This window comes from Halovivax limisalsi, from assembly GCF_023093535.1.
Taxonomy (GTDB): Archaea; Halobacteriota; Halobacteria; order Halobacteriales; family Natrialbaceae; genus Halovivax; species Halovivax limisalsi.
Map to the genome: position 1 here is coordinate 671,828 of NZ_CP095757.1, position 17,987 is coordinate 689,814.

Annotated in this window: 16 protein-coding genes; 10 read left to right on the forward strand and 6 right to left on the reverse strand. The window is 68.8% G+C overall.

From position 1 onward, the window contains the following. Positions 1–300: 300 nt before the first annotated feature. The 3 genes from MXA07_RS02920 (at position 301) to MXA07_RS02930 (ending at position 2,537) form a co-directional block, all read left to right on the forward strand. On the forward strand, positions 301–1,068 hold the full coding sequence (locus MXA07_RS02920) for a geranylgeranylglyceryl/heptaprenylglyceryl phosphate synthase (RefSeq protein WP_247730560.1): 768 nt from the start codon (positions 301–303) through the stop codon (positions 1,066–1,068). Positions 1,069–1,151: 83 nt separating this feature from the next. Beyond that, the gene (locus MXA07_RS02925) at positions 1,152–1,796 is read left to right on the forward strand and encodes a DJ-1/PfpI family protein (RefSeq protein ID WP_247730561.1); all 645 of its coding nucleotides are present in this window, start codon (positions 1,152–1,154) and stop codon (positions 1,794–1,796) included. 87 nt (positions 1,797–1,883) lie between these two features. Beyond that, positions 1,884–2,537, forward strand: a complete 654-nt coding sequence (locus MXA07_RS02930) for an HAD family hydrolase (RefSeq protein WP_247730562.1) — start codon at positions 1,884–1,886, stop codon at positions 2,535–2,537. Positions 2,538–2,576: 39 nt separating this feature from the next. Here MXA07_RS02930 and MXA07_RS02935 read toward each other — a convergent pair whose 3' ends face one another. The 6 genes from MXA07_RS02935 to MXA07_RS02960 all read right to left on the reverse strand — a co-directional run bounded on the left by MXA07_RS02935 (position 2,577) and on the right by MXA07_RS02960 (position 8,997). Beyond that, entirely contained in the window at positions 2,577–2,729 is a 153-nt protein-coding gene (locus MXA07_RS02935; RefSeq protein WP_247730563.1) for a hypothetical protein, read from the reverse strand. A gap of 134 nt (positions 2,730–2,863) precedes the next feature. Beyond that, positions 2,864–5,260: a DEAD/DEAH box helicase gene (locus MXA07_RS02940; RefSeq protein WP_247730564.1), complete on the reverse strand. Its 2,397-nt coding sequence runs from the start codon at positions 5,258–5,260 to the stop codon at positions 2,864–2,866. Between the two features lie 72 nt (positions 5,261–5,332). Continuing rightward, complete coding sequence (locus MXA07_RS02945) at positions 5,333–5,917, reverse strand: DUF7978 family protein (RefSeq protein WP_247730565.1); 585 nt, start codon at positions 5,915–5,917, stop codon at positions 5,333–5,335. Positions 5,918–6,087: 170 nt separating this feature from the next. Beyond that, positions 6,088–6,738 (reverse strand): hypothetical protein, encoded by a 651-nt coding sequence (locus tag MXA07_RS02950; RefSeq protein WP_247730566.1) that lies wholly within the window; start codon positions 6,736–6,738, stop codon positions 6,088–6,090. 176 nt (positions 6,739–6,914) lie between these two features. After that, entirely contained in the window at positions 6,915–7,430 is a 516-nt protein-coding gene (locus MXA07_RS02955; RefSeq protein WP_247730567.1) for a PH domain-containing protein, read from the reverse strand. A gap of 175 nt (positions 7,431–7,605) precedes the next feature. Then, positions 7,606–8,997, reverse strand: coding sequence for an MATE family efflux transporter (locus tag MXA07_RS02960; protein ID WP_247730568.1), 1,392 nt, complete (start codon positions 8,995–8,997; stop codon positions 7,606–7,608). Positions 8,998–9,236: 239 nt separating this feature from the next. Here MXA07_RS02960 and lipA point away from each other — a divergent pair, with 239 nt between their 5' ends. The 7 genes from lipA (at position 9,237) to ilvA (ending at position 17,911) form a co-directional block, all read left to right on the forward strand. Then, complete coding sequence (lipA, locus tag MXA07_RS02965) at positions 9,237–10,199, forward strand: lipoyl synthase (RefSeq protein WP_247730569.1); 963 nt, start codon at positions 9,237–9,239, stop codon at positions 10,197–10,199. Positions 10,200–10,549: 350 nt separating this feature from the next. Further along, positions 10,550–11,659: a pyruvate dehydrogenase (acetyl-transferring) E1 component subunit alpha gene (pdhA, locus tag MXA07_RS02970; RefSeq protein ID WP_247730570.1), complete on the forward strand. Its 1,110-nt coding sequence runs from the start codon at positions 10,550–10,552 to the stop codon at positions 11,657–11,659. A 2-nt stretch (positions 11,660–11,661) separates the two neighbouring features. Further along, complete coding sequence (locus MXA07_RS02975; protein ID WP_282102534.1) at positions 11,662–12,678, forward strand: alpha-ketoacid dehydrogenase subunit beta; 1,017 nt, start codon at positions 11,662–11,664, stop codon at positions 12,676–12,678. Between the two features lies 1 nt (position 12,679). Further along, complete coding sequence (locus MXA07_RS02980) at positions 12,680–14,290, forward strand: 2-oxo acid dehydrogenase subunit E2 (protein ID WP_247730571.1); 1,611 nt, start codon at positions 12,680–12,682, stop codon at positions 14,288–14,290. Positions 14,291–14,638: 348 nt separating this feature from the next. Then, positions 14,639–15,220: an NUDIX hydrolase gene (locus tag MXA07_RS02985; protein WP_247730572.1), complete on the forward strand. Its 582-nt coding sequence runs from the start codon at positions 14,639–14,641 to the stop codon at positions 15,218–15,220. A gap of 119 nt (positions 15,221–15,339) precedes the next feature. After that, positions 15,340–16,566 (forward strand): acyl-CoA thioesterase/bile acid-CoA:amino acid N-acyltransferase family protein, encoded by a 1,227-nt coding sequence (locus tag MXA07_RS02990; RefSeq protein ID WP_247730573.1) that lies wholly within the window; start codon positions 15,340–15,342, stop codon positions 16,564–16,566. 124 nt (positions 16,567–16,690) lie between these two features. Beyond that, positions 16,691–17,911, forward strand: a complete 1,221-nt coding sequence (ilvA, locus tag MXA07_RS02995; protein ID WP_247730574.1) for a threonine ammonia-lyase — start codon at positions 16,691–16,693, stop codon at positions 17,909–17,911. The last annotated feature ends 76 nt before the right edge of the window (positions 17,912–17,987 follow it).

The following is a 17,987-nucleotide window of genomic DNA, read 5'->3' on the forward strand; positions in this document are numbered from 1 at the left end:
AGCCTAAAAACAATGCACTGCGGGAGTGTCACACCGTGGGCATCGGTCCGGGCACTCCAGCAACCCCAGATCCCTGTCCTTCCGCCAGTCAGCACCCCGTGGAACGTACTCTTACGTCCCGCCGACGGTTCGTCCCGTTCGGCCGGCCGGTGCGTTCTCGTTCCGACTGTCGATCCCGTCACTGGCCGTCAGGTCCCGTCATTCCACCCCGGTCACCGGTGCTGATCCTGATTCTCCCGGCGCAGGGCGGCGAGACGCGGAATCAGCACACGTATAAGAGGCGATTCCGTGCACTCGCCCATGCATCTCGACTGGAGCGGGATCGACCACGTCACGAAGGTCGATCCGGAAAAGCCCATGCCGGCGGATCCGGCGTCGCTACTCGCCGCGACGGATCTGGTGATGGTCGGCGGCTCGGACGGCGTCACCGAGTCGAACACGCTCGAGACGATCGAGGCGGTTCGCGACGCGGCCCCCGACGTCCCGATCTTCCAGGAACCGTACGACGCCGCCCAGGTGACGAAGGCGACGGTCGACGCGGTCGACGTCCTCTCCGTGCCGGCGGTCTACAACGGCGACCTGGATCACTTCGTCGGCAAGCACCTCTCGATGTTCGGCGAACTCGCGAACAAACCGTCCTCGCTCCTGGGGACGAGCCTGCCGGTCGTCGGCAACGTGATCGAGTCCAAGGGCGAGGCCGTCGTCGCCGAACTCGCGGAGAAGATCGTCGGCGAGGGCTACGTCATCCAGCACGTCGACTCCGAGGCCGCTCGCACCGCCGGCGTCTCCACCCCCTTCTCGACCGCTGACGTCGCCGGCGCCGCGCTCGCGACCGAAGCCTTCTACGACTTTCCGATCTTCTACGTCGAGTACTCCGGCACCTACGGCGGCCCCGAGGACGTCGCGGCCGCGGCGAACCAGCTCGAAGAGACCGTGCTCCTCTACGGCGGCGGCATCGACTCGCGGGAGAAGGCCGACGAGATCCTCGAGGCGGGCGCGGACGCCATCGTCGTCGGCGACTGCTTCCACGACGACCGCGAGAAGTTCCGCGAGACGATTCCGGGGTAGCCGGCCCGGACGGTCCGTCGCGATCCCGGCTGCGCGCCGGACCGGTCCCAACAGTATTTCTCTCCCACGTGCGTCGGTCGCATATGAGCGAATACGCCGCGTCGATCGTGCTCTTCGACGGCTTCGACGAACTGGACGCGATCGGCCCCTACGAGGTGTTCGAGACGGCCGCCGAGTTCGGTGCCGATATCGATACCGCGCTCGTCACGACGGCTGCGCGCGATCGCGTGACCGCCGGCCACGGCCTCCGCGTCGAGGCGGACGGCGTCCTCGCCACCCCCGGAGCGTCGGCCGAACTGCCCGACCTGCTCGTCGTCCCCGGGGGCGGGTGGACGAGCGATGACGGCGCCGTTCGCCGCGTCGTCGATGCGGGGGACCTGCCGAGACGCGCGGCCGAACTCCACGCCGCAGGGGTGACCGTCGCCTCGATCTGTACGGGGGCGATGATCCTCGCCGCGGCGGGGCTCCTCGACGCCCGCCCGGCAGTCACCCACCGCGACGCGCTGGCGGACCTGGCGAATGCGGGCGCCGAGATCCCCGCCGCGGCCGAACCGCGCGACGCCTCCCCCGTCATCGGGGTCGACGACGGCGACGTCCTGACCGCCGGGGGCGTGACGACGGGCATCGACCTCGCGTGCTGGCTCGTCGAGCGCGAGTTCGGCGCCGACCTCGCCGAATCGGTCGCGACGGAACTCGAACACGAGCGCCGGGGCGAGATCGTCCGGTGACCGGTCTCGTCGCCGGTCGCATCCGCCCACCTCGTGCTCGGTCGGCTGTCCAAACCGATTTCCGCCCCGGTGTCCAACCGGGCGCCAATGACAGCCGTGTTGTTCGACATGGACGGCGTGCTGGTCGACAGCGAGGACTACTGGGTGACGTTCGAATCCGAGACCCTGTTCCCCGACGCCGTGCCCGACGGCGACGTGGACCTCAACGAGACGTCGGGGATGAACTTCCGGGAAATCTACGACTACCTCGACGCGGAGTACGGCACCGCCATCACGCGCGCCGAGTGGGTCGAGCGCTTCGACGAGATGGCCCGCGAGGTCTACACCGACCGCGTCTCCCTGCTCCCCGGGTTCGACGCGTTACTCGCCGAGTTGCGCGAGCGCGGGACCACGGTGGCCGTCGTCTCCTCCTCGCCGCGGGCGTGGATCGACCTCGTCCTCGAGCGCTTCGACCTGGTCGAGGCCTTCGACGCGGTGGTCAGCGCCGAGGAGATCCGGGGCGAGAGCAAACCCGCGCCCGACGTCTACGAGTACGCCGCACAGACGGTCGGCGAGGCGCCCGCGGCCTGCGTCGCCGTCGAGGACTCCGAAAACGGCGTCACGGCGGCCGACCGGGCGGGGATGACCGTGGTCGCCTACCGCATCGCCGCCCACGGCGACGCCGACTACTCGCGCGCGGATGTAGTTGCCGACGACCCGACGGCACTTCGGGAGACGGTCCTCGACCTGGCCGGCACCTGAGTCACCGCAGCCCGTTCCTCGACCGAATCGCGACCCGGCTCAGTGTTTCGGGACGCGCCGGTGGTCCACCGCAGCGTCGTCCATCTCGGCCGCCTGGAGCACCTGCCGAATGTGAAAGTCCTTCTTCTGCGAATCGTCCGCCTCGAGTGCGTCTTCGAGGTGGCGTTTGCACTCCGTACTGAGTTCGCCCATTCCTTGTCGGACGGTGTAACCCGGGCTACAAAACTGTCCTGGAATCCCTCGGTAATCGTGACATCCTGCCCGTGTCACCGTTCACCGATGCTAACTAGCACCGTGTCGACGCCGACCGGCGATCCGGGCGGTTCTCAGTCGATCGTCACGGTTCGGGATTCGCGCACCGGAACGAGCGGCAGGTCCGGAAACGCCACGCTCACCGTCAGGTCGAGCGCGTCGTGGTCCGGGGCGCCGAAGACGGCAGCCGGAACCGTCTCCGACCCGCGGAGGTAGGTGTCGGTGCTCGTCATCTCGCGGCCGTTGACCGTCACGCGAAGCTCGGCGCGGGCGGCCTCGCCGGTGTTCCTGACGGTCACGTCCCGCATGTCGTTCGCGCCGACCGCGATCGACTCGGGGAAGGAAGCGGGCCAGTCGATCTCGACGGCGGGGAGCGATCGCGCGGCCTCGATGACGCGTTCGGCGATCCCCTCCTCGAGTCCGGCGTCGACCAGGCCCGAGACGCCGGCCGCCCGGACGGCGCCGGGGGTGTGGATATCCGATCGCGCGAGTTTGCTCGCCCGGCCGGGGCCGACGCCGTCGATGGCGGTGAGTCCGACGGCTTCGTCGTCGACGCCGTTCTCGACGCGCGCCTCCAGCCGCCGCGCCAGGTTGGCGTCGTGTCCGCTCGCGAATCTGTCGAGGAAGGCCCTGAGTGCGGCGAGCAGCCGAAGCGCGTTGCGGGTGATCGCCCAGGCGTCGCTCCGGAGGTCGGCCGGCGTCGTCCCGCGCGCCTCGGCCCGGAGGATCGCCAGCACCTTCCGCCCCCCGCTCGTCTCGATCCGTTCTCCGACGGACTGGCCGGCGAGGACGGCGTCGATCGCCTCGCGCTCGGCCTGGCGGGCGGTGACGGATTCGAACGCGCTCGCCGTCGCGACGGCCTCGAAGATGGCCGCCTCGTCGAGGTCGCCCGCTGCCGCGCGGTCACAACAGTCGGCGAAGCCGCGGGCGGTATCCAGGTCGAGGTAGTACCGCGAGGTGAGTCGGCCGAGCGCCGTCGGTTCGATCGCGCCCGCGCTGGCGTCGCCACTGTCTCGCTCGCGCTCGATGAAGCCGTCGGCGTCGAGCGTCGCGAGCGTGTCGCGAACCCTCGTCTCCAGGTCCTCGAACGCGTACTTCGTCGGCCGGCGCTGGCCGCGCTCGTAGTAGAACGTCGTCTCCAGCCAGTCGAAGACGTCGGCCTCGCTCGCGACGTTGCCCATCGCGATCTCGGCGTTGAGGTGCGTATCGAGGCTCTCGGCGAGCTGGGACTCGATCTCGGTGCCCTCCCGAAGCAGGCGCCGGTAGCGGTCGGCGTCGGCGCCGTCACAGACCACCCAGCCGTAGCCGACGTCGTCGTAGCCGGGTCGACCGGCCCGACCGAGCATCTGGAGGACGTCCAGGGGACTCATGTCGACCTCGCCCTCCAGCGGATCGTGGTACTTCGTATCGCGGATGATGACGCAGCGGGCGGGCAGGTTGACGCCCCAGGCCAGCGTCGTCGTCGAGAAGAGCAGTTCGATCAGCCCCTCCTTGAACCACGCCTCGACGCGATCCTTGTCGTGCTTCGAGAGGCCGGCGTGGTGGAAGGCGACGCCGTCGAGCACCGACTTCCGGAGGGTGTCGTTCTCCAGTTCCTTCGCGCGCGTGTGGAAGTCGTACTCGCCGCGGGCGCCCATCGGGATATCGCGTTCGGCGATCTCGTCCCTGGCCTTCTTCGCCGCCTGGACGGTGTCCTGCCGGGAGGAGACGAAGACGAGCGCCTGCCCGTCCTCTCGGAGGTGGGGTTCGGCCAGGTCGAGCGCGCGGTAGAGCCGGCGGTACTTGTCCGCGAAGGCGTTGTCGCCGTGCGTGTAGGTCTTGACGTCGGCGTGGAGGTCGACCGGGCGGTAGTCGTCGCCGAAGTCGAACGTGCACGCGTCGGGCGCGTCGAGCCACGCGGCGACGTCCTCGACGTTGGGCATCGTCGCCGAGAGGGCGACGATCCGCGGGTCGCAGAGCCGCCGCAGTCGCGAGATCGTCACCTCGAGCACCGACCCCCGGCCGTCGGCGTCGAGGAGGTGGACCTCGTCGATGACGCAGCAGTCGACGTCGGTGACGAAGTCGTAGCGATTCGAGTCGTGCTTGCGCGTCGCCGAGTCGAGCTTCTCCGGGGTCATCACGAGGATGTCAGCCCGGCGCGCGCGGCGGGGATTCAGGTCGCGCTCGCCGGTGACGACGTAGACCGAGTAGTCCAGTTCCTCGAAGCGGTCCCAGTCGGCTTCCTTCTCGTTCGTCAGCGCGCGCAGCGGCGCGACGAAGAGGGCCGTCCCGCCCGCATCGAGCGCCTTGCAGATCGCGAGTTCCGCCAGGGCGGTCTTGCCCGACGCGGTGGGCGCGCTGGCGACCACGTTTTCGTCGCGTTCGAGCAGCGCCGGCAGCGCCTCGCGTTGCATCCGGTTGAACTCATCGAACGCGAACGCGTCGGCGAAATCGGTTTCGAGCGAGTCGGCGAGACCCTCGGCGACGTCCATCTACCGCACAAGGCGGGGCGGCGAGTGAAAGGCGTTTCCTTCGCGGTGAACGAACCGGCGGCCGGCGATCCGTCACCGCGAGGAGAGCGCCGTCGCGGCGACGGCACCGGCGGTCCCGAACACCAGCGGGTAGAGGATCCCGGCGAGAACGATCGCCGGCAGGAGGGCGGGGGCCGCCGAGCCGCCCCACTCGATACCGAAGACCGCCCCCTGCGAACTCGATTCGACCACCAGCGCACCCAGGCCCATCACGACGCCGTAACCGACCGTGATCGGCGCGCCAGTCGTGACCGCCTCGCCGAGGTCGCGCGCACCGAGTCGCGACGCGAGGAACGCCCCGCCGACCAGCAGGACGAGCGGTGGGAGCGCGTACAGCAACTCGGCGTTTTGACTGCCCGATTCCGCGATCAGGTTCACCGAGTCCGACCCGCTGAACCCACCCACCGCCCCGCTCGCCTCGAGCTCGACGAAGTGGGCGCTGAAGTAGTACCACGCCGTTCCCTTCCACTCGGCGATGGGATCGAGATTCTGGGCAACTTCGTCTCGAATGAGTAGCGTCGCGAGCAGGTAGCCGACCGCCGCGGCGAGAACGCCGATCCCCGCACTCGCCGCGATTCGGCTGCTATCGGTCGCGCTTTCGAGACTGTTCTGAGCCATAGCACTCTCCCCTGGGCGTGGGGTTGTAATAGGCTTTTGTTTAGATAAAATAGGTACTTTCCCGCTGTACGTTTCCGGACTCGGGCTCGGATAGCCTGGTGTTGGCGTGTTTCGGGGGCCGACCAACAATCGAGGTCCGGTTCTACCCGATTGCCATGCCGGAATCCCCCTCACACACTGATTCTTGTGTCGCGTGCAACGACCGTGTACCCTTGCACCGCGAGCACGTCGTCGCGGTACCGTGATGCGAGGAGCACCTGTGGGAGGTATCGTAGATCGAAGCGTCGATTCGAGGTATAGTCGACCTCGATGATCGTCTGGCCGTTCTCACGACTGATCGTCGACGTGTACGTTCCCCAAGGCCGGTCGTCGACCGTGACCACAGACTCGATCAGTTGCGCTCCGTCTGGCGTGGCATTGGTGTGGGTATCGACGACCATCTCGACCGAGTGCAGTCCGAACAGGGACGAGATGGCGTACGTCGTCACACCCGCTTCAGTGGTGATCGCATCGGCGACGCCCCATTGAAGTGCTAGTGTGGGCGGTGTGGCGCTGCTGAACTCCGCAACTACCGTTTCAGGGTGCCTGTCTGTTCGAAGCCGGGCCGTCCCGCTTGACTTGAATAGTGGTGCCCGTGTGCTGACGAGCGAGAGCGCCCCGACTCCGATAGCTGGCAACAGTGACGTCGCCAGATACGTCCCCAAGAACAGCGAGACCACGAGCACGACGACGAGTGCGCTGAGCGCGCGTTCCCGCCTGCGATAGTGCGCTGTGACGTCGAGTACGGCCTGTGATCGCTCGATTTCGGTTGCGGAAGACATTGGCTGTGTCACCAGGCGCGGAACGGAAACCTCGCCACGGTCATTATCGACGCTGACCGTTCGACACTATTAGCCGTATCGAAGTGGGCGTTCCGTCCGTAGTAATCATCACTTCAGCGGCCCCGATCGAACGGAAACCGTCGCCGAATGCCACCTTCGAGTACCGAGCGAACCACTCAGACGCGTCCTGCGTTCCCCGATCGCCCGATTTGCGTCGCGAGCGCGCTCCGGGCGTCTCCGGGCGTCGGCGCGCGGACGAACGTCACCTCCGGCGACCCGGAGCCGGCGGTGTAGACGGCGACGTCGCCGTACCCGAGAATCCGACCGGCGACCGACTGCTCGAGCGTGGTGTTCTGGACGCGCTCGAGCGAGAGCTGGGTGACGCTGCGCGAGATCACGCCGCGCTTGGCGTAGAGCTGGTCGCTCGTGATCACGTAGCGCGTGTTCGTCCACCGGACGTAGGCGGCCGTCGCGGCCACGATCCCGAGGAGGGCGACGCTCACCGCCACCCACCCGACGAGGGTGTAGCCGCGATCCCAGGCCCAGGCCGTCGCGACCAGGGCGAAGACGGTGATCGCGAGCGCGGAGACGAACCGACTCCCCAGCGCGATCGGGTGGGGCCGACTCGACCACAGCACCGTCTCGTCGCCCGCGAGGTGGAGCCAGTCTGTCGCCTCCGCGATCGATCGCACGACTCCATGCTCAACGGGGAGGGACAAAAGTTAGGCACCGGCTTCCACAGCCGTATCGATCGACGCCCGCCTCGAGACGGCGCCGCGTGCGGTCGTCGCCATCGAGCGACGGAACGCAGTCGACCGGGCGCTGGAGCTCGACCGGCGCCCGGTTTCGGAGCAACCCTCGGCGGTTTCAATCGGCGGCCGTCGCCGCCACGGCCTGCTGGTTCATCCCCTCGCGGGTCTCGTAGTGGTAGTAGGCGCCGAGCACGACGGCCAGCAGGACGTTCGAGACGGTGACCGCCCAGAAGATGCCCTGGATCCCCATCCCGAGCGGGTAGGCGAGCGCGAGCGCGATCGGCAGGCGCAGGAGCCAGTACTGGGCCAGCGAGGCGATCATGCTCGTCCGGGTGCGCCTGGCGCCGTTGAATCCGGCTTGCAGCAGGTACGTGGCACCGATGGCCCAGTAGCCCACCGCGAGGATGACCAGGTACTCGGCGGCGAGTTCGATCTCGGCCGCCGTCGCGTCGGGGACGGTGAACGCGGCGATTGGTTCGGGAAACAGGAGCTGGACGGCGCCGACGACCGTCAGCGCGCCGGCCGCGAGCGCGACGCCGACCCAGGTGGTCCGCCTGGCCCGGTTGGGCCGTTCCGCGCCGAGGTTCTGGCCGACCATGCTCTGTGCGGCCTTCTGCAACCCCATCGCGGGAACGAAGGCCACGCTCGCGACGCGGGCGCCGACGGTGTAGGCCGCCAGCGCCGGCTCGCCGCCGACGGCCGCGACGAGCCAGACCATCGCGACACGGGCGGACTGGCTGACGCCGTGCTGACCGGCCGTCGGCCAGCCGATATCGACGATCTCGCGGACGTCGCCGCGATCGACGACGAGGACGTCTCTCGTGAGTCGGAAGCCGTCGCGGCCGCGGACGAACATCGCAAGCGCCAGCGCGAAGCCGCAGCCGTAGCCGATCCCGGTCGCGAGCGCGGCGCCGGCCACCCCGAGTTCGGGAACCGGCCCCCAGCCGAAGATGAGAAACGGGTCGACGACGACGTTGACGGCGACCGCGAGGACGTTGACGTAGAGGGCCGCCCGCGTGTCGCCCCAGCCGACGAACCCGCCTTCGAGGACGTCGCTCCCGGCGAGAATCGGAAATATGAGCGCGTAGACCGCGAGGTACTCGGCGGCGAACTCGGCCGTCGAACCGTCCGTATCGAAGATGGATACGATCTCGTCCGCGAGGCCGAACGTCGCGAGGCCGGCGACCAGCCCGGCGATCACACCGACTCCGATCCCGTTGACCGTCGCGCGACGCGCGCCCGCACCGTCGTCGGCGCCGACGCGCTGGGAGACGAGCACCTGCGTGCCGACCATGGCGCCGATCGCGACGACGCCGAGCACCGTCACGAGCGGGAAGTTGAGCCCGACGGCGGCGACGGCCTTCCAGCTGTAGCGACCGAGCCAGAGCGTGTCGATCAGCTGCTGGAGCACCTGCACGACGTTCTGGACGAGCAGCGGGGCGGCCAGCACGAGCAGTGTCCGGGCGATGGGCCCGCCCGTGATATCCTCCTGGTCGACGTCGAACATCAGGCCTGGCGCGGAAATTGCCGGTGCCAATCATAAATGTTTTCATCTGTGTCGGTCGCCCGACCGGTTCGACCGGGGAGCCTCCACCGGTTCGCCGCGTCGCGACTCTGCACGGCTCTCCGCGGGCCCGCTCGGGAGGGAGACGTGCCGCAACCGGACCGGCACGTCGTGGCGTTGGATCACCCGTTCCCCGAACCGGATCACCACGCTTTTTCACCATCGCTCCCGACGCGTCGAGTATGAGCCGCGCCCGCAAGCCCGATTGGCTGAAGATGCGGCCGCCGTCGGGCCGGGAGTTCGCGGGGATTCGCGAGACGCTCCGCGAGCACGATCTTCACACCGTTTGCGAGGAGGCCAACTGTCCGAACCTCGGTGAATGCTGGTCCGGGCGAGGGTCCTCGAGCGAGGGCGGCACGGCCACGTTCATGCTGATGGGCGATCGGTGCTCGCGCGCCTGCAACTTCTGCGACGTACGCACGGGCGGAATGGAGCCGCTCGACCCGGACGAACCCGAGAACGTCGCGAGCGCGATCGCCGAGATCGGCCTCGACTACGTCGTCCTCACGTCCGTCGATCGCGACGATCTTCCCGACCAGGGGGCGGGCCACTTCGCCGAGACGATCCGCGAGATCAAGGATCGCCATCCGGGGATCCTCGTGGAGGTTCTCATTCCCGATTTCCAGGGCGAGGAACGCCTCGTCCGGAAGATCATCGACGCCGAGCCGGACGTCATCGCGCACAACGTCGAGACCGTCGAGCGCCTGCAGTTCCCCGTGCGAGACCGTCGCGCGGGCTACGAGCAGAGCCTCGGCGTTCTGGAGCAGGTCGACCGCGAGTCCGACGTCTACACCAAGACCTCGATCATGCTCGGCCACGGCGAGTACGACCACGAGGTCTACCAGACGCTGGCCGACTGCCGCGAGCGCGGCGTCGACATCGTCACGCTGGGTCAGTACCTGCAACCCTCGCGGAATCACCTGGACGTCAAGCGCTACGACCACCCCGACAAGTACGAGACCTGGCGCCGCGTCGCCGAGGACGAACTCGGCTTTCTGTACTGCGCCAGCGGGCCGATGGTCCGATCCTCGTACAAGGCCGGCGAACTGTTCGTCGACGCCGTGTTGCGCGAGGGCTCGTCCGTCGAGGAGGCGCGAGCGGCCGCCCGGGCGTCGAGTCCGGAGTCCACCGTCGGCGGCGACTGACGCACCCGTTCGGTCCGACACCTCCGGGCACTGGACCCGCCAGACACCGGAGCGCGGCGGGAACGCGGGAGAGCGAATATTCGGGACGTCGCGGGCCGCGGAGGATCGTCCCTTGCTAACACAGGACAGTGAACGCTCCTCCACGTGCGTTCAGTTTCTCATCGAAAATGAGGGAGGATTGTTCGTATATCTCCGAGACGGGGGATAAAAACACGATCGTCCACAACACCACCCTATAGCCGACGGCGTGTGGCATCCCCTCGCAAAATTTCTGCCGTTAGTAAACTATATACGAAAATTTGATACCGGGTGGCGTGTAATCCCCAGCACATGCGAAGGTGGGTTTACCCGTGAGCACGCTTCAACACGAACCCGACGATCGCGTCCAGATTCTCGACGATACCGGGCGCGTTCGCGAGGGCGCGACGGTACCCGATCTCGACGAGGACACCCTCGTCGAGATGTACGAACAGATGCGACTGGTCAGACACTTCGACGAGCGCGCGGTCAGCCTCCAGCGCCAGGGGCGGATGGGCACCTATCCGCCGCTGTCGGGCCAGGAGGGCGCCCAGATCGGGAGCGCGACGGCGCTCGACGAGGAGGACTGGGTCTTCCCCAGTTACCGCGAGCACGGGGCCGGACTCGTGCGCGGCCTCTCGTTAAAGCGCACGCTCCTGTACTGGATGGGCCACGAGCACGGCAACTACGTCCCGGAGGACGTCAACCTCTTTACGGTCGCCGTGCCGATCGCGACCCAGATCCCGCACGCCACGGGCGCGGCCTGGGCCTCCCGCCTGAAAGGCGAGGAGAAGGCCTTCCTCTGTTACTTCGGCGACGGCGCCACCTCGGAGGGCGACTTCCACGAGGGGCTGAACTTCGCCGGCGTCTTCGACACGCCGTCGGTGTTCTTCTGTAACAACAACCAGTGGGCGATCTCGGTGCCCCGGGAGCGCCAGACCGCGAGCGAGACCATCGCCCAGAAGGCGACCGCCTACGGCTTCGAGGGCGTCCAGGTCGACGGCATGGACCCGCTCGCGGTCTACCGGGTGACCCGCGACGCCGTCGAGAAGGCCAAGAACCCGGGCGAGGGCGAACTCCGCCCGACGCTGATCGAGGCGGTCCAGTACCGCTTCGGGGCCCACACGACCGCCGACGACCCCTCGGTTTACCGCGACGACGAGGAGGTCGAGCGCTGGAAGCAGAAGGACCCGATCCCGCGCATGGAGACGTTCCTGCGCAACTACGGCATGCTCGACGACGAGCGCGTCGACGCGATCGAGGCGCGCATCGAGGACGAGGTGGCCGACGCGATCTCGGCCGCCGAGGAGTTCGCCGCGGCCGAACCGGAGGAGATCTTCGCGCACGTCTACGAGGGGATGCCCAAGCGCCTCGAAGAACAGTTGCAGTGGCTCGAAACGCTTCGCGAGCGCCACGGTGACGAAGCACTCCTGGAGGACTGACCATGGCGGCCCAACAACAATCACAGCCGGCAGCCGACGCAGAGACCGAGAGCCTGACGCTCGTCCAGGCGGTCCAGGACGGCCTGGCGACCGAGATGGCTCGCGACGACGACGTCCTCGTCATGGGCGAGGACGTCGGCAAGAACGGGGGCGTCTTCCGCGCGACCGACGGCCTCTACGAGGAGTTCGGCGAGGATCGGGTCATCGACACGCCGCTGGCGGAGTCGGGCATCGTCGGCACGGCCGTCGGCATGGCCGCGTACGGCATGCGGCCCGTCGCCGAGATGCAGTTCCTCGGGTTCATCTACCCGGCGTTCGACCAGATCGTCTCCCACGCCGCGCGCCTGCGCACGCGCTCTCGCGGTCGATTCGAGTGCCCGCTCGTCGTCCGCGCGCCCTACGGCGGCGGCATCCGGGCGCCGGAGCACCACTCCGAGTCGTCCGAGGCCTTCTTCGCCCACCAGCCCGGCCTCAAGGTCGTCGTCCCGTCGACGCCGTACGACACGAAGGGGCTATTGACGAGCGCGATCCGCGACCCGGACCCCGTGATCTTCCTCGAACCGAAGCTGATCTACCGCGCGTTCCGCGAGGACGTCCCCACGGGGTCCTACGAGGTCCCCATCGGCGAGGCCGCGGTTCGCCGCGAGGGAGCGGACATCTCCGTGTTCACCTGGGGCGCGATGACTCGGCCGACCATCGAGGCCGCCGAGGAACTCGACGGCGAGATCGACGTCGAGGTCGTCGACCTGCGCACCCTGTCGCCGCTGGACGACGAGACGATCGTCGAGTCGTTCACGAAGACGGGCCGCGCCGCGGTGGTCCACGAGGCCCCGAAGACGGGCGGCCTCGCGGGCGAGATCACCGCGACGCTGCAGGAGGAGGCCCTGCTCTACCAGGAGGCGCCGGTCGAGCGCATCACCGGCTTCGACACGCCGTTCCCGCTGTACGCGCTCGAAGATTACTACCTGCCGGAGGCCGAACGCATCGCCGACGGCATCCGAAACGCCGCGGAGTTCTAAGATGGCACTCGAATTCACCTTACCCGACGTCGGCGAGGGCGTCGCCGAGGGCGAGTTAGTCTCCTGGCTCGTCGAGCCCGGCGACACCGTCTCCGAGGACCAGCCGGTCGCCGAGGTCGAGACGGACAAGGCTCTCGTCGAGGTTCCCTCGCCGACGGACGGGACCGTCCGCGAGTTGCACTGGGAGGAAGGCGACGTCGTCCCCGTCGGCGACCTGTTCATCACGTACAACGTCGAGGGCGAGCCGGTCGACGAGTCGACCGACGCCGGGGCCGAGAGCGACGCCGGCACGGCCCAATCCGACGCGAGCGGGCAGGCCGACGCGGCCGGCGATCCCGGCGCGACCGGCGCCGAGGAGACCGGCGAAGTCGAGACGCCCTCCGGTCGAGTCTTCGCGCCGCCGTCGGTCCGGCGCCTGGCGCGCGAACTCGGCGTCGATCTCGAGACCGTCGAGGGAACCGGTCCGAGCGGCCGGCTCACCGAGGCCGACGTCCGGGCGGCGGCCGAATCCGGTGCGGACGAAGGCGACGAGCCGACCGACGGGGCGACGACGGCCGAGGCGGCCCGGACTGATGCCGGTCGCGATTCCGGCGCCGACGCGGCCGCCACCGCCGACGTGGCGGCGGGCGACGAGGGCGCCGCGACCGCGATGCAGTCGGCCCACACGCGCGGCGAGGCGGCCGCGCAGGTCGAGTCGGCCGATCGCGACCGGACGCTGGCGGCGCCCGCGACGCGCAAGCTCGCCGAGGAGGAAGGCGTCGACCTGAACGCGGTGCCGACCGACGAGGAGCGCGACGGGGAGCCGTTCGTCACGCCCGAGGCGGTGATGGAGTACGCCGAGGCCCAGCGCCAGGCCCAGGAGGCCGACGCGGCGGCCGTCGCGGCCGGCGAGACCGGCCCGCGCGAGCGCCGCGAGCCGTTCAAGGGCGTCCGCAAGACCATCGCCGACGCGATGGTCGAGTCGAAGTTCTCCGCGCCCCACGTCACCCACCACGACGAGGTCGACGTCACGAAGCTCGTCGAGACGCGCGAGCGCCTGAAACCGATCGCCGAGGAGCGCGGCATCCGACTGACGTACATGCCCTTCATCATGAAGGCGGTCGTCGCCGCGCTGCAGGAGTACCCCGAGATGAACGCGGTGATCGACGAGGAGAGCGAGGAGATCGTCTACCGCAACTACCACAACATCGGCGTCGCGACGGCGACCGACGTCGGCCTCATGGTGCCCGTCGTCGACGACGCCGACCACAAGGGACTGCTTCAGCTCTCCTCGGAGATGAACGAACTCGTCTCGAAGGCCCGCGAGCGGACCATCTCGCCGGACGAACTGCGCGGTTCGACCTTTACGATCACCAACATCGGCGGCATCGGCGGCGAGTACGCCACGCCGATCCTCAACTACCCCGAGTCGGGCATCCTCGCCATCGGCGAGATCAAGCGCAAGCCCCGCGTCGTCACCGACGAGAACGGCGAGGAATCGATCGAACCCCGCTCGGTGCTGACCCTCTCGCTGTCGTTCGATCACCGCCTCATCGACGGCGCCGTCGGTGCACGCTTTACCAACGAGGTCGCGAAATACCTCGAGGATCCGGAACTGCTCCTGCTGGAGTAGGTCGGACGGCGTTCCCGAAGCCGTCGGATGGCGACCGACGATTGCGTACTCGTCTGCGCGCCGACGTCGGGCCAGCCCGGAACCGCCGCCCGATCGTCCGGTTCGACCCGATTTTCCGATTGTCGGCTGACGTAGGCACCGATTGAAGTACGACTGCTGACAAAACACTTATCAGACCGGGCCACGAATTTGTAAGTAAGGAGTAAAAACCAGTTCTCCGAAACTTTTATCCGGGAGTCCCAACTATCCCGTTTTCCCGAGGAACGGCCGCAGAAGCGCCGTTCTCGGTGTGAACGCATCGGGCCCGCGGAGCGACAGCTGCGGCGAACTGCCAATCGACTTCACCACATGTCCGACCAACGTACATCCGACCCGACGAACCGCCCAGCCGAATCGACGGATCGAGGCCTCGATCCGACGGACCGACTCGCCGACCCGTCCTCGCTCGTATCCCGTGCGGACGTGACCGCGACCACCGAGACCGTCGAACACGACGACCCCGACCACTGCGGCACGGGTCACGAGGGAAGTGCCGTCGTCGGCGTCACGAACGACGACGGCGAGACGCTCGTCCTGATCGAGGACGATCACGGGATCGCCCTGCTCCCGCACGGCCGCGTCGAAGCCAGCGACGACTGGGCGGACGCGGCGCACGAGGGCGTCGAGGGCCAGACCGGTATCGCCGTCGCGCTCGAGTCGGTCGCGGCGGTCCGCACGGTCGACCACGTCGTCGACGGGACCGAAAACACCACGACGCGCCGGGTCGTCTACCGCGCCTCGCCGGCCGGCGGCGAGATTCAGGCCTGCAAGCGGTCGGCCGAGGCGGGCAGTGACGGCTTTCGCGCCGCCTGGGTCGACGAACTCCCGGCGGACGTCGAGGTCCCCGGCGGCGGGCCGGGCAACGACCTCCGACTCATCCTCAAGGGCTGACGAGGAGTGCCGCCCTCCGGCCGTTGCTCCGTTCGATCCGCCATTCCGTCGCGGTCGCGGCCGACGACACCGTACAACCCGCACACGACCGTTCCACACGATCTCCGTTTCGCTAATCGATGACAGAGAACCCCCGACACACGACCGACGTAGCGCACGCCGACCACGAACTGACGATCGACGCGCCGACCCGGAGCCGACGTGACGAACCGATCGAGATCCGTCTCACCGGGCTCGACCCCGGCGAGTCCGTGACGCTCGAGGCGACGACCACCGGCCGCGAGGGCCACGAGTGGCGATCGAGCGCGACGTTCACCGCGGACGAGGCGGGCGTCGTCGACCTCTCCGAACGGGCGCCCGAGGCGGGGTCCTACGACGCGGTCGCGCCGATGGGCTGGTGCTGGTCGATGCAGGGACCCGAAGACCAGCCGGTGTCGAATTTGATGGTTGCCGGCCCGATGGAGGTTAGCTTCCGGGCGCAGGCGGGCGACCGGACCGCCGAGCGAACGATCACCCGCCACGCCGGCGAGGGGGTCGAGCGGACCGAGGTAAACACGGACGGCGTCGTCGGGACGATCTTCGAACCCGCCGACGACGGCCCGCACCCCGGCGTCGTGGTGCTGCACGGCTCCGGGGGCATCTCGACCGCGCTGACCGCCTCCTTGCTGGCCGACCGCGGCTTCGCCGCGTTCTCGCTGCGGTACATCGGCGAGCACGACGCGCTTCCCGAGGAGATCGGCCGGGTGCCGATCAGTTACTTCGACGACGCCGCCCGGTGGTTCGGGGCGCGCGACGGCGTCCGCGGCGACCGGATCGGCCTCCTGGGTCACTCCCGCGGCGCGGAGATCGCCCTGGCGCTCGGCGCTCGCTACGACTGGGTGGGGGCCGTGGTCTCCTACGCCGGCAGCGGCGTCCTGTGGAACACGCCGGACGAGGCGCCCGCCTGGGTCGACGAGGACGGCGAGCCGTTGCCCTACGTTCCCGGAAAGGGGAAACCGACGCTGCTTGAGGGCCAGCTCGACGAGGCCGACGCGGCGACGCGCGAGGCCGCGACGCCCGCCGTCGAGGCGATCGAGGGCCCGATCCTGCTGATAACCGGCGAGAAGGATCCCATCTGGCCCGCCAGCCGGACGGCGGAGCGGGTTATCGACCGCCTGGACGGCGCCGACCACCCGTACCCCTACGAGCACCGGCGCTACGAGGGGGCCAGCCACTTCATCACGCCGCCGTACCTGCCGAAGAACCACCACGTCTTCGGCGGCGAGCCGGTCCACATCGCGCGGGCGGACGCGGACGCGTGGCCACGCGCGATCGACTGTCTCACGACGGGTCTCGACGAGGCGTAACCTCGGCCGGAGCCCAAATTTCTCGGCGACGCTCGAGCCGGCGTGTCCAGACGAGATCGCGTTCACTCGCGTCCGCCGCCCGAAACCGAAGAAGGGTTGATCCCGGCACGCGAACGCGGGCCGTATGACGGATCTCGAGTTCGCGGACGTCGCGGCGGCGCGCGACCGACTGGACGACCCGTCGGTCGTCATGGAGACGCCGCTGGAGTCGAACCGGTCGCTGTCGGGGATGACCGACGCGACGGTCTACATGAAGATGGAGCACCTCCAGCGGACGGGCTCGTTCAAGACTCGCGGCGCGTACAACAAGCTGGTCCAGGTGGCCGAGCGCGGCGACGTCTCCCGCGTGGTCGCGGCGAGCGCGGGCAACCACGCCCAGGGCGTCGCGCTGGCGGCGACGAAGAACGACATCGACTCGACGATCGTCATGCCGCGCCACGCGCCGCAGGCGAAGGTCGACGCCACCCGGAGTTACGGCGGCGACGTGGTCCTCGAGGGCGCGGACTTTCAGGCGGCGATGACCCACGCGAAGACGCTCGCCGACGGCGACGACGTCGAGTTCGTCCACGCCTACGACGACCCGGCGATCGTCGCCGGCCAGGGGACCATCGGCATCGAGATCCACGAGACGCTCCCCGAGGTCGACACGGTCGTCGTCCCGATCGGCGGCGGCGGGCTGATCGGCGGTATCAGCCTCGCGCTGTCGGAACTGGCGCCCGACGTGCGCGTCATCGGCGTCCAGGCCGAGTCGGCCGCGACGGTGCCGGAGAGCCTCGACAAGGGCATTCCCCAGGAAATCGACGACGTCCAGACCATCGCCGACGGCATCGCGACCGGCGGCATCTCGGAACTCACGCTGGGGCTCATCCGGGACCACGTCGACGAGGTGGTGACGGTTTCGGACGACGAGATCGCCAACGCGACGCTGGTTCTCCTCGAACGCGCCAAACAGCTCGTCGAGGGAGCTGGTGCGGCCTCGGTCGCCTCGATTCTCTCGTCCGAGGTCGACGTGACGGGCGAGACGGTCGTGCCCGTCCTCGGCGGCGGCAACATCGACATCTCGATGCTCCAGACCGTCCTCGAACACGCGCTGACCGACCGCGACCAGCTCCTCCGCCTGCGCGTGCGGATCACCGACCAGCCGGGCAAGATGTCGGAGATCTCGACGGTCATCTCCGACCACGGGGCCAACATCCGCACGGTGCGCCACGACCGCGCCGTCGACGACCTCCAGGTCGGCGAAGCCTACCTCGTCTTCCAGGTCGTCACCAGCGGCTCCGACCACGCTCGGTCGGTGATCGAGGCGATCGAAGACCGGGGCTACGAGGTCGAACGCGTCCACTGAGTCGGGCCGCGAGGCCGGCGGCCGGGAGCATCGACTGCCCGGCGCCGCTCCCGCGCGTCACCGTCGACCCGTGCCG

Bases quoted from the DNA above. Each gene is read 5' to 3' on its own strand.
- MXA07_RS02960 (WP_247730568.1), bottom strand. From the start codon at position 8,997: ATGTTCGACGTCGACCAGGAGGATATCACGGGCGGGCCCATCGCCCGG.
- MXA07_RS02925 (WP_247730561.1), top strand. From the start codon at position 1,152: ATGAGCGAATACGCCGCGTCGATCGTGCTCTTCGACGGCTTCGACGAA.
- MXA07_RS02920 (WP_247730560.1), top strand. From the start codon at position 301: ATGCATCTCGACTGGAGCGGGATCGACCACGTCACGAAGGTCGATCCG.
- MXA07_RS02935 (WP_247730563.1), bottom strand. From the start codon at position 2,729: ATGGGCGAACTCAGTACGGAGTGCAAACGCCACCTCGAAGACGCACTC.
- MXA07_RS02940 (WP_247730564.1), bottom strand. From the start codon at position 5,260: ATGGACGTCGCCGAGGGTCTCGCCGACTCGCTCGAAACCGATTTCGCC.
- MXA07_RS02985 (WP_247730572.1), top strand. From the start codon at position 14,639: ATGTCCGACCAACGTACATCCGACCCGACGAACCGCCCAGCCGAATCG.
- MXA07_RS02950 (WP_247730566.1), bottom strand. From the start codon at position 6,738: ATGTCTTCCGCAACCGAAATCGAGCGATCACAGGCCGTACTCGACGTC.
- MXA07_RS02975 (WP_282102534.1), top strand. From the start codon at position 11,662: ATGGCGGCCCAACAACAATCACAGCCGGCAGCCGACGCAGAGACCGAG.
- MXA07_RS02930 (WP_247730562.1), top strand. From the start codon at position 1,884: ATGACAGCCGTGTTGTTCGACATGGACGGCGTGCTGGTCGACAGCGAG.
- ilvA (WP_247730574.1), top strand. From the start codon at position 16,691: ATGACGGATCTCGAGTTCGCGGACGTCGCGGCGGCGCGCGACCGACTG.
- MXA07_RS02990 (WP_247730573.1), top strand. From the start codon at position 15,340: ATGACAGAGAACCCCCGACACACGACCGACGTAGCGCACGCCGACCAC.
- MXA07_RS02980 (WP_247730571.1), top strand. From the start codon at position 12,680: ATGGCACTCGAATTCACCTTACCCGACGTCGGCGAGGGCGTCGCCGAG.
- lipA (WP_247730569.1), top strand. From the start codon at position 9,237: ATGAGCCGCGCCCGCAAGCCCGATTGGCTGAAGATGCGGCCGCCGTCG.
- MXA07_RS02945 (WP_247730565.1), bottom strand. From the start codon at position 5,917: ATGGCTCAGAACAGTCTCGAAAGCGCGACCGATAGCAGCCGAATCGCG.